The following is a 14703-nucleotide window of genomic DNA, read 5'->3' on the forward strand; positions in this document are numbered from 1 at the left end:
GGTGCTAAAGCGGGCAGTCACCGGGGACCGCGCGGACGCTTAAATCTGTTCATACATGCCGCGCCGGACTACCTGGCCATCGCGGACATGCCATTCCCCCCGGGCCATCACATGCCGCACAGCAAGGTTTTCGTCAAGAACCACCAAATCGGCGTCCATTCCCGCTATCATGCGCCCTTTGCGCTGTAGTTTCAGCAGGTCGGCAACATTTGAGGTGAATGGGGCCAGCGCATCAGAAAGGGTCATTCCGTTGTTGGTGATATGTGCATGGCCATCGATCAGCTCTGGAATGACTGCCGCACCTTCAGCATCAAAAAAACCTCGACCTGAAACAGGCTCGGCTATTCAGGCGCTGCAGATCCTGGATAAGTGATGTGTTTGCCTGCCGTGACAATGTGGCCGATGCCAATAGGGTCAGGCCTGTGAATGAGGGCATTCTTGATGAGTTTCAGTACGCTTAATGACCGTCAACTGGGATGATCGCGGGCGCCTTGCACCATTGGGCTTATTTCACAAGGTTGCGATTTGTGCTGCCGTGTGGTCGGCTCTGAAAAGGAAACCAACCATTACAGTGATCTGGACTGAGCCTTTTTATGGATAGGCTCAAAAAAAAGTCACCCAGGGCGCGGTTGTCCCGGATGACTTGTTTCCAATCAGACTGGTAACTGTGCCAACGACTTTCCTATGGCACTCAGATGTCGAATTTGACACCTTGGGCCAGTGGCAGCTCGGCAGAGTAGTTCACAGTATTGGTCTGGCGGCGCATATAGGCTTTCCAAGCATCCGAACCGCTTTCGCGCCCGCCGCCGGTTTCCTTTTCGCCGCCGAAGGCGCCACCGATCTCTGCCCCCGAAGGCCCGATGTTGACGTTGGCAATGCCACAATCGGATCCTGCCGCGGTCAGGAACTGCTCAGCCTCGCGCATGTTCAGAGTAAACACGCAGGAGGAGAGGCCTTGCGGCACGTCATTCTGAAGTTCGAGCGCATCGTTGAAATCGTCATAGCCCATGACATAGAGGATCGGTGCAAAGGTTTCGGTTTTCACCGTCGCCGTCTGACCGGGCATATCGACAATAGCGGGTTCCATGTAAACACCTGCCGGAACGCCTTCGGTCACACGTTTGCCACCGAACACCGAACCACCTTCTGCCTCGGCAGATTTTAGTGCTGCGGTCATTGCCGCGCCTGATGCTTCGTCCACCAGCGGCCCAATCAGCGTACCTTCGGTCAGAGGGTTGCCGATGGGCAGACCCGCATATGCCTTTTTCAGGCGGCCCACCAGCTCCTCGCGGATCGAGTTATGCACGATCAGACGGCGCAGCGTAGTGCAACGCTGACCCGCGGTGCCGACTGCCGAAAAGACAATGGCGCGAACGGCCATTTCCAGATCAGCTGAAGGGCCGACAATCATAGCGTTGTTGCCGCCCAATTCCAGAATGCACTTGCCAAAACGCTGTGCCACGATGGGGGCCACCGCCCGGCCCATGCGGGTCGAGCCAGTGGCCGAGATCACCGGGGCATGTTCGCTTGCCACCAGCGCCTCACCCAGATCAGTGCCACCGATAAGCGTTTGCAGCAGGCCGTCAGGTGCATCGCCGAACCGGGCCAGCGCGCGTTCGAAAACCTTCTGGCAAGCCAGTGCCGTCAACGGTGTTTTTTCAGACGGTTTCCAGATTACCGGATCACCGCATACAATTGCCAAAGCAGCGTTCCACGACCAGACCGCAACCGGGAAATTGAAAGCCGAGATTACGCCGACGGGTCCCGCAGGATGCCACGTCTCCATCATCCGGTGGCCGGGACGCTCGGATGCGATGGTCAGTCCATAGAGTTGACGCGACAGGCCTACGGCAAAGTCGCAGATGTCGATCATCTCTTGTACTTCGCCCAGCCCTTCCGAGGTAATCTTGCCAGCTTCCCAACTTACCAGAGCACCTAGATCATCCTTGGCAGCGCGCAATTCCTCCCCCAGCAGGCGGATCAGTTCGCCCCGACGCGGCGCTGGGACTACACGCCACTCCTTGAAGGCTGCTTTGGCGCGGGAAAAAATGTCATCCATGTCTGAGATCGGCGTTTCGTGCACGTCAGCCAGCAGGCTGCCGTCGACCGGCGACGTCACCTTGAGTGTTCCGCCTGTCAGCTCAGCCTCGGTCAGATCCAGATTTGCAAGCGTGGTTTGGGCTGTCATTACGATGTCTTTCATATCTCAGGCCGCCTTGTTCTGTTCGGTGACGTCGCCAGCGCGATACAGCTGGCCAAATTCTGTGTTAAGGAAATCGTTCAGTTTGACTTGCTCCTGCCTGACAAATCCGTTCGAGGGCAGCGCGCCGATACGCATTAGATCGACAACTCCCAAAACGCCAGCGGCGGTGGTGACCTGAATGGCACTCCAAACTTGTCCGCTGATGGTGCGAGCGAAGCTCTTGTTGATCAGGGATTTCTCGCGCAGCACGCCGTCAATCTTGCCCTTGGCGGTGCAGTAAACCAGTACCACGTCCTGATCGGTACGGGGCAGGGCGGCCTCGAAGATCTCTTTCAACAGGTCGCGACGGCGTTCCAGCCCCAGATCGTTCAAAAGCAGCTTCAGGATATCGCAATGGCCCGGATAGCGGATCGAGCGATAGGACACAGCGCGTGCCTTGCCTTCCAGCGTTTCCGGCAAAGTGCCCAGACCGCCCGAGGTGTTGAAGCATTCATACTCCACTCCGTCATGGCCCAGTACCTCGTAATCCTCCAGCGGTGCGGTCTTGACCAGCTTGCCATTCACGATGGCATCGCATGGGTTGCAATATTCGTTGATCAACCCGTCGGTCGACCAGGTCAGGTTGTATTTCAGCGCATTGGTCGGATAGAGCGGCAGCGCGCCTACCCGCATATGCAAGCTGTCAATCTCATCAAACTCTGCCGCCAGCGAAGACCCGGCGATGCCGACAAAGCCCGGTGCCAAACCACACTGAGGCATAAATGCAGTCTCGCTGCCCTCGGCAAGCTCACGTACCGCATTTGTGGCTGCGACATCTTCGGTCAGGTCGAAGTAATGCGCGCCTGCCGTTTTGGCGGCTTTGGCAATCATAGGGGTCAGAAAGAATGGCGCCGCCGAGATGACTGCATCGAATCCGTTCAGTTCCTTGGCCAGACCATCCGCGTTTTTGGCGTCAATCTGCTTGGTGCCAACGCCCATCCGTGCGATGTCGCCCAAGGCTTTCAAATCATGATCTGCTACCGTCACAGAGTAATTCGGCGACCCTTTCAGTAGGGTCGCGATCATCTGCCCAATCTTTCCAGCCCCGACCACGCAAACATTCCAGGACATCAATATCTCCGTGTTTTCCCATCCTGTCCTGAGCGTGATGGGAAGCCGCGACAATTCATAGGTATCAATGTGACGAATTGATTGGTTGATGTGTCATAATGACGAAAAAAACGTGAATATGCCGTCTCTCTGAATTCCGCACACATGTCGGATCGGTATCTGGGCTTTGTAGACCCAAGGCGGCGCACTCTGGTCACCCGTCAAAGTATTTCGGTCCAAAGGAATGTAACGGCGTAGAATGCACTCGACGCCTTTTGCAATTTCTCACCAACTACACTGTGCTTGTTTCGCTATCGATGAGATGTCGGAATGTGTCGAGAACCCCGATGTTGCAAGCCATTATCCGGCTTCCGCTTTTCATGAACCGGTCCAGCGGTGCGCACTCCACCTGCCCACCTGCTTCCGAGATAATCGGAATTGCTGCAAATGCATCCCACGCGTTCAGATGGGCCTCATAATACCCCTCGGCCTGGCCCGTTGCGACAGCCATCAGGCTGATCGCGGCGGAGCCGTTACGGCGGTATTCAATACCTGTTTCAAGCAAGGTCTCAATCAGTGCTGTGTGCTCTGCGATCGGGCGACGGGTCGACCAGCCCAGCATAAGCACTGCGCGGGTCGGATCGGTACAATCTGACACGCTTAGGCGTTCTCCGTTCAACCAGGCACCGCTCCCGGTGGACGCCCAGGCGAGCATGTTCAGATCCGGTGCGCAGATCACACCAAGCGATATGTTTTGACCATCACAAAAGGCAATGCATACGCCCCAGTCACGATGCCCGCGCATGAAATTGGCAGTGCCGTCTATTGGGTCCACGACCCAAAGCGCGCTCCCGGATCCGGACACGCCGTCTTCCTCGCCCAACATTGCGTCATATGGCCAGCGTTCCGCAATGCGGTTACGGATCAGATCCTCAACAGCGCGATCTGCGAAGGTTACGAAATCCTGCGGGCCTTTTTCGGCGATGAATTCCGCGCCGCGTTCGTCACGAAGCCGGACAGCCAGCGCTGCTGCTTCCTGTGCCAGAGATTTGGCGAAGTCCAAACGGTTCTCGATGTCGGTCATGTCAGCTTCCTACCTTTGCCAGAACGTCCGATTTCAGGAACCGTTCGATGAACAACATGAACCCAACCGAAGGGACCAGCAGAATAAGAGCTGTGATCGAAGCGATTTGATAGTTTCCCTCCATCGAAGCTGTGAACAGCAGCAGAGGCATTGTGGTGATGTCCGGCACACCGACAAAGTAGGTTCCGGTGAACTCGTCCAGAGAAATCAGGAATACGAAGATTGCGCTTGCCATAAGACCGGGAAGGGCAAGCGGCAGGGTCACGGTTCGGAAAACCGTGAAGGGGGACGCGCCCATATTTGCGGCGGCCTCTTCAAGCTCATGATCCACTGCGGCAAAGGCGGCGGTGGCGATCCAGACCGAGAACACCAGCCCCTGAATCGTATGAACCAGAACCACGCCGCCATAGGTGCCGTTTAAGCCCAATCCATAGAAAATGCGGGCGATGTTCATATGGACTGCAATTGATGGAAAGGCCTGCGGCAACAGGAACAACAGCAGGAAAAATGTCCGCCATGGCAGGCTGCCCCGTCCCAAAGCCAGTCCGGCCGGAATTGCTACAGCTAGAGACGCCAGTACAGTAAACAGTGCGATCAGAACCGAACTCCAAAGCGACTCCATTGCGTTGCCTTGAGGGCGGAATACGCGCTCCCAGAAAGAGAAACCGTAGCTTTGCGGCAGCTTCGCCGGGAAATACCACGTTTCGGCTACGGACCAGATCAGCATATTGGTGATCGGTCCGAAGATGGCAAACGCCAGCAGGGCCAATAGAACGGCTGTTAGGGTTGTGCGCAGGATGGTCATGCGGGTTTCCCTCCTTCGCGCACGCCCTGACGCAGATAGACCCAGGCGATAACGGCCGTCATTGCATATGAGATGAAGCCAAGCGCGTTTGCGACGCCATAATCGGAATAGGCGTTGATGCGCCATGCCATGTCGACCGTGATCATCGTTGGCGTCTGCGCGTTGATCATAAGTGGAACCGACAAAACGGACATCATCACGACGTAAGACAGGATCAACCCGACCATAAGTGTGGTGGCGACCTGCGGGACCACGATTTCGAATAGAATCCTCAGGCGGGATGCGCCCAAATTGCGTGCGGCTTCGATCGTAGAGCGATCCAATGAAGCCATTGCTCCTGCGACCAGCAATGCCACGAATGGTGTCTGTTTCCACACAAAAGTAATCACGATCCCGCGCCAGTCCAGATAGCTGGCGGCCTGCAAGGGCTCCATCAAACCGGTTGAAACGATGATGTTATTCATCATGCCGTTCTTGGCAAGGAAAGTCCGCATCAGTTGTGCGGCGACGACAAAAGGAATGAACAGGGGCCAGCGATACAGCCAGCGCAGAACAACAAGCGCTACGCGGTTTTCGCCCAGCGTCAGATAGCCGCCAATGGCAACGGACAGAACGCCGATAATCGCTGTAGACAATGTAACAATGATCAGAGTGAACAGGACATCGTTGGAATACAGTGCAAAAGCCTTTGCAAAGTTCTGCAGTCCCCAACCGCCGAATTCCTCATCCCGAAATGCCCATAACAGGGAATAGCCGAGAGGATAAAGAAACAGGCAGCCAAGCAGGATAATTGCTGGCGCAATCAGGAACAGAGACGCTTTTCGGGTGATCATCGGGGTTCAGTCCAAGAGTTTTGAGTGCGGGCCTCATGGAGGAAGGCCCGCACATTGGTTTCCATGAGGGGGATTTAGTTGGAAACCTTTTGTTCGTAAGCTTCGCGGATGTCGTCAAAGAACGGACCCAGCGGGAAGGGTTTGCCCTTGGCTGCCAGATCTTCCGGTGTCACGTCTGTGAACAGCTTGTTCCAGGTCTCTTGATCCAACGCGCTTTCGACATGCTGGGCGTCGATGCCCGGATACCAGTTGAAGCGTTTGACGATGCCCTCAGCCTGAACTTCGGGGCTGGTGGCCAGTGCAATGAACTTACGCGCCGCTTCGGCGTTTTCCGCCTTGGCCGGAACCGCATAGTAGTAAGGCTGGCCCGGCATACCCGGTTCGGGCAGCAGCAGCTTGAGGTTCGGGTTCAGACGACCGTCGGCCTGCCATGTGTAGAACATGTCAACCCAGACCGGGCCCATCACGATCTCGCCCCGGTTCATCATGTCCAAAGTACCGGCGTTTCCGGGGGTGAAGGTGACGTTTTCGTTGAAAGCTTTCAGGTCGTTCAGCGCCTGGTCCCAGCTGTTTTTCAACTCCGGATCATAGGGGCCGTTCATCAACTGATCGGTGTTGCCCGCATAGGCATACATCCAAGCGGCTGTGAACGCGACGCCCGACATACCGTTCTTGATGCCATTATAGCCGAATGCGCCTTTGTTTTCAGCAGTCCAAGTTTTCAGTTCATCAAAGCTTGCTGGTGGGTTACTGACCAGATCGGGGTTGTAGGCGATTGCGGTCTGGCTGTGGAACATCGGCATGACATACCCTTCCACATCGGTGCCCAATGCAGATTTAGATGTGTCGCGCGTGGCCAGTTTGCCGGTCTCGATGTCACCTACGTATTTCTGCAATAGACCTTCGGTCACCATTTCACCGGATTTCAGTTGGGTCATGACGACGACATCCGTATCCCAGGTCTCGTTTCCGGCCTGAGCCTTGATTTTCTCAAGGATCGCCTGACTGCCTGCGTTGCCTGGGCCGGTACCGACCACGTTCACTTCCCAGCCCGGGTTCTGTTCTTCGAATAGCGGCCCAAGATAATCGGTCACGTAGTCAACCATGTTCTGGCTGCCGCCAGAGGCCACGTTGAGCACGTTTTCGGCTTGGGCCATGCTGCCTATGGCAAGCGCTAAGGCCGCCGAGGTAAAAAGATTTGCAATCTTGGAAGTCATGGTGTTTCTCCAGGGTCTCAGAGGTGTTGCGCGGCCTGACTCGCCGCCTCATGTCCGGTCACGGCTGTCTGGGACTTTGCAGGAAACAGACTCAAAGCCGTGGCCGGTGCGCTTACATCGACAACCGAGCCGATGGGCATTTTGTTGGGATTGTCCGCCATGATCCGGGTTTCGCCGACCTGGATTTCGTGACGATAGACCGATCCCAGATAAGAATGCTGAAGGATTGTCCCGGGAAGCGACAGACAGTCATTTGCCATGGCACCCAGCTGAGCGGCATCGCTGTGAAACAGGATCTCAACCGGGCCGGATTTGCAGTCTGGGAAATGCACCCCGGCGCGATCCTGACCGGGCCTCGGCAGGCGATGTGTATGACCGTCCAGTGTCAGATCAACAAACTGATTACCTACCTCAGCGACACCTAGCAGAGTGTTTCCGGCCCCCATGAACCGGGCGACGTAGGGGTTTGCAGGCGTGTGGAAGACATCTTCCGGCGTGCCGACCTGCGCGATCCGACCTTGATTCAGAATGACCACTCGGTCAGCCATCGACATGGCTTCTTCCCGGTCATGGGTCACCAGAACCGTGGTAAGGCCAAGCCGCTGTTGCAAGCTTCGGATTTCGTGACGCATGTTTGCGCGGATGCCTGCATCAAGGTTGGAGAGCGGCTCATCCAGCAGCAATACCGGCGGGTCGATTGCCAAAGCGCGAGCAAGCGCCACCCTTTGACGCTGACCACCGGACAATGCACCGATCTTGCGATGGATCAGATCGCCCAACCCTACAAGCGCGGCCATTTCCTGTACGCGCGCCGCGATCTGAGCTTTGTTTTTTTTGCGCAGCCTCAGCCCGTATCCGATATTCTGAGCCACATTCATGTGGGGCCACAGCGCGTAAGATTGGAACATCATCGCCATTCCACGCTTTTCGGGCGTTGTATGGCTCATGTCCTGATCGTCTACAGAAATCGAACCTCCTCGCACCGGCACAAACCCGGCAAGAGCCCGCAGCAATGTGGTCTTGCCACAGCCTGATGCCCCGAGCAGCGCAATGAACTCACCAGCCTTCACGTCAAGGTCGATATCGGACAGCACGTCCTGCTCGGCATATCCCACGCGCAGATTTCGAAGCTTGATCTCCGCTCCGAGCGTGGATGAAGAAGTTTCGTAGTCGACAGGAGCAAGGTTCATTTTGCATCTTTCATAATTCTGCTACAAAAATGTAGTGAACACGTGTTCATGTAACGGTAGGAAATGACACCTTTATGACGCAACCCCAAATTTAAGATAATCGGTAAAGAAGTTCCGGCCCTTCGAAACGAGACCTCACTGAAACATGACTACAGGTAAAGAATCCAAGCCCCGCCGCGTTACGGCAAAACAGGTTGCCCAAGCTGCAGGCGTCTCCCGTTCAGCTGTGTCGCGTGCATTCACGCCTGGATCACCTTTGGATGAGGGTAAGAAAAGAAAGATTCTTCAGGTTTCTGAACAGCTTGGGTACCGGCCAAACGCACTTGCGGCTGGCCTGCAAAGTAGGGGCCGATCGAACCTTGTGGCTATTGTAACGGGTGATCTGGTCAACCACTATGACAGCGAAATTCTGGCTAAGCTAATGCGGGGATTGTACGCGATGGGCAAGTGGCCTGTCGTGCTTGGCGGGTCTGCGGAAACATCCGAAGCAGAAATTCTCGAAGTTCTGGCTTATCCGCTGGATGCGCTGATTCTGCGGGGCGGAAGCGTGGACGAATCAGTTGCGACGCACTGCGCCAAACTGAACATCCCGCTGATCGTGTCGGGACGCGTAATGGACGCTGAGGGCGTGGATTGTGTTTGCTGCGACAACATGCGCGGGGCTGAATTGGCGGTGACTCAATTGATTGCCCGTGGGAAAACCCGATTGGGTTATCTCGGCGGTCTGGCGCATTTATCTTCGGATCAGGAACGTAAAGCGGGTTTTGAAAGCGCTTTAACCAAGGCGGGGTTTAAGCCTGCCATCCTGGAGCATTCCGACTTCAGCTACGAAGGCGGGTATGAGGCCTTGACTGGTATTCTAAGTAACGACGTTGAATTGGACGGTTTGTTCTGTGCAAACGATGCAATGGCACTGGGTGCGATTGCCGCCGGGCGTCAACAGTTTGGCCTGTCTATTCCATCTGATCTGTCCGTTGTTGGGTTTGACGACATTGCGATCGCTCAATGGCCGAGTTTTCAGTTGTCCACGGTCCGAAACGACATGGATCAGACCGTTTCACAGATTTTGCGGTTACTCACCGAGCGGTTGGATCAGCCTGAAAAAGCCAGTGAAACAATCCTGATCAAACCGGAATTTATCTCTCGAGGAACGCATTGAGCATGAAGGCTGACGTTGCAACCTATTCCGTCTGGATGGTGCCGGAGGAACCTCAACTGACCGATCTGAGTACTCGGATCAAGAGTTTTGCCCATGCTCATAATGCGCCAACCTTTTTGCCCCATGTGACGTTGATGGGTGATCTTGCGGGGGATGAGGCGGAGCTTGTCACAATTCTTAGCCGAATTTCGGCAGGCTTTTCAGGCCACAGCCTGACTGTGAAAGGAATTGGTGCCGAAGATCTGTTCTACAAATCTCTGTACCTGGATCTGTCGCCTACGCCCGACTTGGTCAGTAAACAAGAAACACTGGCAAACGTACTGCCCGTCTCTCAGTGTCCGCGAGAGTTCCTGCCGCATATCAGCGTGGCTTATGGTCCGATCGCGCCGGAGATCAAAACGGCCGAAGCCAAAGTGTTGAAAAGCCTGATTGGAACACAACTGTGCTTCCGGCATCTGCATTTGGTTCAATCCAGTCAAAACGTGCCGATCGAGAATTGGAAGATCCTGAAATCGTTCGAGCTTTAAGCATTGCAACCAATTGTATTGGAGGTTCTTGGCGTCTGCCAGGTTTCGCGAGATCTATCCGTTCTGCCATCCAAATTGCTGTCCTATTGCCTTAGGACATTGGCAACCCCGCCGAAACTAAATCCAACATCATGCAGAGCCTGGGACGCTTCCGAATGGCACGCTAATCGAGTGATTGTGGGGCAATTTGCTCGTTTGCGACACGCCTTGGTCGAATCGAACAACTTCCTGATTTTGTTCGGCGGCACGGTGAGCCCAGCTGTCGCAGGAGGAGACGATGAGGCCCGGTCGGAACCATATCATCGTGTGGGGCAAGGACTGGTGCCGGGTTGATCACGCTGTGATCGACGCTCGGAAAATTGCTCTTTTCCGGGAAGCGGGTGGCGAACTCCTACGATCAATCCGCTCCGCAGCAAAAAGATCTATCACTTTGAAAGAGTAGAAACGAATGACTGCAAGACCCCTCGATCATATTCGTGTTCTCGATTTCGGCCAATATCTGGCTGGCCCGCTAGTAGGCATGATGCTCGCTGATTTGGGTGCCGAGGTAATCCGCATCGACCCGCCCGGTGGGCCGCGATTGAAAGAACCGGTCACGGATATGCTGTCACGTGGCAAGACGGCAGTGACAATCGACCTCAAAACAGAAGAGGGATTGCAGGTTGCCCGCGATCTGGTGGCGCGCGCTGATGTCGTGATCGAAAACTTCCGACCCGGTGTGATGCGGAAATTGGGGCTGGGCCCGAAGGATCTGCGCGACATAAATCCGCGCATAATATCAGTGTCGCTGCCGGGATTCGCCTCAACCGATCCCGCGCTGGCCCATCTTCCGGCGTGGGAAGCCGTGATCGCTGCCCGCACCGGCCAGTTCACGGATATGGGGCTGAACCGGCGGCTGATGGGGATCAACCCATCCTTTACCCCGCTGACGCTGGCATCGGCCTATGGCTCTTCGTTTGGTGCAATGGCGGTGCAGTTTGCCCTGACCGCGCGTGATCGGAACGGTGGGGATCACATCGAGGTGCCTTTGGCTTCAGCGTTGCTTGAAGGATTGGTCTATAATTGCGAGCAAATTGAAGATTACCCTGAACGCTACAAGTCTCCGCGTGAGGTGGAGCTTGACCGGCGCGCAGCCGAAGGCTTGCCGATGGACCTGAGTTTTGCGGAGCTGGAAGAGTTTCTCGATCCGTTCTACCGAACTTATACCTGCGCCGACGGACGTGGGTTCTACGTGGTAGCGGGCAGTGTAAAAACGCATCCGCGACGGGTGCTGGAGACACTTGGCCTTAAGGATCTCGCCGTCCAACTGCCGGACTTCGATGCCTATCTTGATACCGCAGACTGGCCGGATGAATGGTCGCTGCGAAACTACCCGGTCGGAGCTAGCGACCGCGCACGTGTTTCCAGCGCGATGAAAGAGGCCTTTCTTACAAAGCCGTCTGATGAGTGGGAAGCCTTATTTGGGGCCGCCAAGGCCCCTGCAACGACCCAGCGGTTCACAAGGGAATGGCTGGCGGACCCGCATGCATTGGCGTCAGGTCTGGTGCTGGAGGTAGACGATCGGCGTCATGGGAACATGAAGCAGATGGGCAATGTCGCGTGGTTGTCGGATGATGGTGCCGCGCTAGTCAAACAGCCGGGTCCAGACCCCGAGAGCGCCCCCATTTCATCGATACTCTCCGAACCACCCCGCAGTGGATCGATGGGCGATGGAACAAAAGGTTGGCTTGACGGTTTGAAGGTGCTGGACCTTACTAATGTGATCGCCGGTCCGACGATTGGGTCTACGCTGGCGCGATATGGTGCTCAGGTGACTTCGGTTCAACCGGTGGAGCCTTCGGTTGACCCGTGGAATACCGTGGTTTTCGGCCTGCACGCGCATCGCAGTAAAAAGAGCACATTGCTGAACCTGGGCTCGGATGGCGGGCGGCGAGCGTTGCGGCGGCTCATCGAATCTTCGGATGTTGTCACCATGAACGGAACAGACGAGCAGCGCGATGCCTTGGGATTGAGCGAAGAAGAGCTGGCGACGATCAACCCACGGCTCATACTGGTGCAGCTCGATGCCTTCGGCGGCCCCGCGCGTGGACCCAAGTCGGACCATTTGGGTTATGACGATCTGGCACAGGCCGCGACCGGGGTTATGGTGCGCTTTGGCGGCGGCATGTCGACACCCGAAGAACATGCGCATTTCGGTACGATTGATGTGCTGACTGGCTATTGCGCTTGTGTTGCGCTTGGCGCGGCTCTGTTGAGATTGCAGGAAACAGGCAAAGGCGGGATTGCGCGGGCAGCGTTGGCAGCGGCCGGGAACCTCATTCAGGCACAATTGATGTATGATTTCGAAGGCCGTGCCCCCTTTGACGAACCCGCCGGGCGCGAGGCCATGGGATGGGGGCCATTTTATCATTGCTACCGCGCGGCCGACGGTTGGATGTTCTTTGCCGCCCCTACCGAACAGCGCGAAGCCCTGCACCGTGTCGCCGAACTCGCCAGTGTCGCCGATACACCGGACGAGGAATTGGCGGGGGCTCTGGCGGATCAGTTTGTCAAGCAACCTGCTGAATATTGGCAACAGGCGTTTGCCGGTACCTCCTGCACTGTCATGCCCCTTGGTTCGCTGCATGATACACGCGACGCCGTGTTGCAGGCCGAAAGCGCCGGAAATATTGATCTGACGCAGGGAACGTTCAGCGTCATTCGGCATGACGAGCACCCGATGGGCCGGTGGTGCGATCTTGTTGCCCCAAATGCCGTACGGCCTGAACGCGCCGAGATTGTCATTCCCGGACCGATGCCGAAATACGGCGCGGATACGCGCAACGTCTTAAGGGGTATCGATTTTACTGACGACGAAATCGACGCGATGATCACTGCAGGATCAGCCGCTGAATGCTGGTCGGTAAAGTACTTGCCAGAATAAAATCAGTCATGATGCGTTCGGAAACCATAGGCCCTGCCATCACGCCAAGGACCCGGGCCAAGGCCCGGCACATTCTGGACAACTATTACATCGGGCCGTCCTGCGACGACCGTGTGTTGGAGATTTGGGGATATACGGATCGCATGACCTACTCTCCGGGCGATCAATTGGCGCTGCGGGTCTCAACAACAGCGCGAGAATGGGAGGTGGAAATCGGTCGCGACGGTGCATCCTACGAACCGTTGTTCCGGGAAAGCGGGCTACAGGGAGAGCATCAGGAAACGCCCGAGGATTGTTCAGTTGCGGGTTGCCGCTGGGATGTTTCTTACGAACTCACCATTCCGGATGATTGGCGCGAGGGTGGTTATCTCGTAACGTTCAGAGCAGAGCAGAGCAGAGCAGAGCAGAGCAGAGCAGAGCAAGCTGGCGAGCAGGTAGAAGCACACCACCTGTTTCTGTTGAAACGCGCAGCAGAAAAACCAGCTGCGCCTTATGTACTGGTCTGTGCCACAGGAACGTGGCTGGCTTACAATTGTTGGGGCGGGTCCAACCATTACGAGGGTATTGCAGGACCAGATTGCAATGCGTTTTCTCCTGTTGTGTCAACTCAACGACCATGGACGCGCGGGTTCGGTAAACTGCCAGCAGGGGCCCCGCGGGCGGTTGCCGATGTTCCGCACGTGCCCGGTGAGATGGTACGCTACCCGTATATGGAATGGGCGTATGCCTATGGGTACTCCAAGAAATACGCATCTGCGGGGTGGGCCAGCTATGAACGTCATTTCGCCCGATGGGCCGAAGCGCAGGGGTATGAGTTCGATTTTGCCACCCAGCACGATCTGGAAACTGATCGGGAGTTCTTGGAAAAGTACAAATGTGCTGTCTTTGTAGGGCATGATGAATATTGGTCTGCAAACATGCGCCACAATGTCGATAGCTTTGCGTGCAATGGTGGGCGCGCCGCCCGGTTCGCGGGAAACTTTCTTTGGCAAACCCGGATCGAAGACGAGGGTCAAACCCAGATTTGTTTCAAATATACAGCTGAGACTGATCCGCTTGTCGGCACAGAGCACGAACATCTGGTGACAACCGCCTGGGAGGCTGCACCAGTCAATTGGCCCGGTGTACAGGCCTTCGGCGTCAATGGCTTGAAAGGTACTTATGCCAGCCTGGGTCGGTGCGTCGGTCAGGGCAGTCGTGGGTTTACCGTATATCGCCCCAATCATTGAGCGCTTAAGGGCGCTCAGTTGGGGTATGGAGATCAATTGGGATCAGGGTCGCGGATTTTTGGGTATGAAGTGGACGGGCTGGATTTCAGGATGGACGACGGCTTGCCCTTCCCCACCGGCGCAGACGGAGCAGACCCTGCTATTGAGATACTGGCGCTTGGTCTGGCCACCAACGTCGAGCCTGAGAATGATATCTGGGGAGAGACACTGTACGTCGGCAACGCTGACGCTGCCTTCAAAGCTGAACGCATGTTCGCGAACTTAACGATGAGACGCTGGATCGCAGCAGTCGCGGCAATGGGGCGATCATACACTGGCAACGCGGTCAGGGAGAGGTTTTTACTGCAGTAACCTGCGAATGGGTGGTGGGGCTAACGCGCGGTGACTGGCAGGTCGAACAGATCACGCGCAACGTGCTGGACAGGTTTGGAAAACAGACATCTG

Annotated in this window: 13 protein-coding genes; 5 read left to right on the plus strand and 8 right to left on the minus strand. The window is 56.1% G+C overall.

The features are described from left to right. Positions 1–39: 39 nt before the first annotated feature. The 8 genes from Q0816_RS07705 to Q0816_RS07740 all read right to left on the minus strand — a co-directional run bounded on the left by Q0816_RS07705 (position 40) and on the right by Q0816_RS07740 (position 8421). Positions 40–345 (minus strand): amidohydrolase family protein, encoded by a 306-nt coding sequence (locus Q0816_RS07705; protein ID WP_367180478.1) that lies wholly within the window; start codon positions 343–345, stop codon positions 40–42. A gap of 346 nt (positions 346–691) precedes the next feature. Beyond that, positions 692–2203 carry an aldehyde dehydrogenase family protein gene (locus Q0816_RS07710; RefSeq protein WP_298849160.1) on the minus strand — a complete coding sequence of 504 codons (1512 nt, stop codon included), beginning with the start codon at positions 2201–2203 and terminating at the stop codon, positions 692–694. Positions 2204–2206: 3 nt separating this feature from the next. Further along, complete coding sequence (locus tag Q0816_RS07715; protein WP_298849161.1) at positions 2207–3313, minus strand: saccharopine dehydrogenase NADP-binding domain-containing protein; 1107 nt, start codon at positions 3311–3313, stop codon at positions 2207–2209. 271 nt (positions 3314–3584) lie between these two features. After that, the gene (locus tag Q0816_RS07720) at positions 3585–4376 is read right to left on the minus strand and encodes an inositol monophosphatase family protein (RefSeq protein WP_298849162.1); all 792 of its coding nucleotides are present in this window, start codon (positions 4374–4376) and stop codon (positions 3585–3587) included. A 1-nt stretch (position 4377) separates the two neighbouring features. Beyond that, positions 4378–5181, minus strand: coding sequence for an ABC transporter permease (locus Q0816_RS07725; RefSeq protein ID WP_298849163.1), 804 nt, complete (start codon positions 5179–5181; stop codon positions 4378–4380). Continuing rightward, positions 5178–6014 (minus strand): ABC transporter permease, encoded by an 837-nt coding sequence (locus Q0816_RS07730; RefSeq protein WP_298849164.1) that lies wholly within the window; start codon positions 6012–6014, stop codon positions 5178–5180. Before Q0816_RS07730 ends, Q0816_RS07725 begins: the two co-directional genes overlap by 4 nt. A 74-nt stretch (positions 6015–6088) precedes the next feature. Next, positions 6089–7231: an extracellular solute-binding protein gene (locus tag Q0816_RS07735; protein WP_298849165.1), complete on the minus strand. Its 1143-nt coding sequence runs from the start codon at positions 7229–7231 to the stop codon at positions 6089–6091. 17 nt (positions 7232–7248) lie between these two features. Continuing rightward, entirely contained in the window at positions 7249–8421 is a 1173-nt protein-coding gene (locus Q0816_RS07740) for an ABC transporter ATP-binding protein (RefSeq protein WP_298849166.1), read from the minus strand. A gap of 145 nt (positions 8422–8566) precedes the next feature. Between Q0816_RS07740 and Q0816_RS07745 the strand changes: the two genes are divergently transcribed. The 5 genes from Q0816_RS07745 to Q0816_RS07765 all read left to right on the plus strand — a co-directional run bounded on the left by Q0816_RS07745 (position 8567) and on the right by Q0816_RS07765 (position 14610). Further along, positions 8567–9580: a LacI family DNA-binding transcriptional regulator gene (locus Q0816_RS07745; protein ID WP_298849167.1), complete on the plus strand. Its 1014-nt coding sequence runs from the start codon at positions 8567–8569 to the stop codon at positions 9578–9580. A gap of 2 nt (positions 9581–9582) precedes the next feature. Continuing rightward, positions 9583–10107, plus strand: a complete 525-nt coding sequence (locus tag Q0816_RS07750; protein ID WP_298849168.1) for a 2'-5' RNA ligase family protein — start codon at positions 9583–9585, stop codon at positions 10105–10107. A gap of 448 nt (positions 10108–10555) precedes the next feature. Next, positions 10556–13030 carry a CoA transferase gene (locus tag Q0816_RS07755; protein ID WP_298849169.1) on the plus strand — a complete coding sequence of 825 codons (2475 nt, stop codon included), beginning with the start codon at positions 10556–10558 and terminating at the stop codon, positions 13028–13030. 8 nt (positions 13031–13038) lie between these two features. Then, positions 13039–14259, plus strand: coding sequence for a N,N-dimethylformamidase beta subunit family domain-containing protein (locus tag Q0816_RS07760; RefSeq protein WP_298849170.1), 1221 nt, complete (start codon positions 13039–13041; stop codon positions 14257–14259). Positions 14260–14295: 36 nt separating this feature from the next. Continuing rightward, positions 14296–14610, plus strand: coding sequence for a hypothetical protein (locus tag Q0816_RS07765; RefSeq protein ID WP_298849171.1), 315 nt, complete (start codon positions 14296–14298; stop codon positions 14608–14610). Positions 14611–14703 lie beyond the last annotated feature (93 nt).

Source organism: uncultured Ruegeria sp., from assembly GCF_947497005.1.
Classification (GTDB): domain Bacteria; phylum Pseudomonadota; class Alphaproteobacteria; order Rhodobacterales; family Rhodobacteraceae; genus Ruegeria.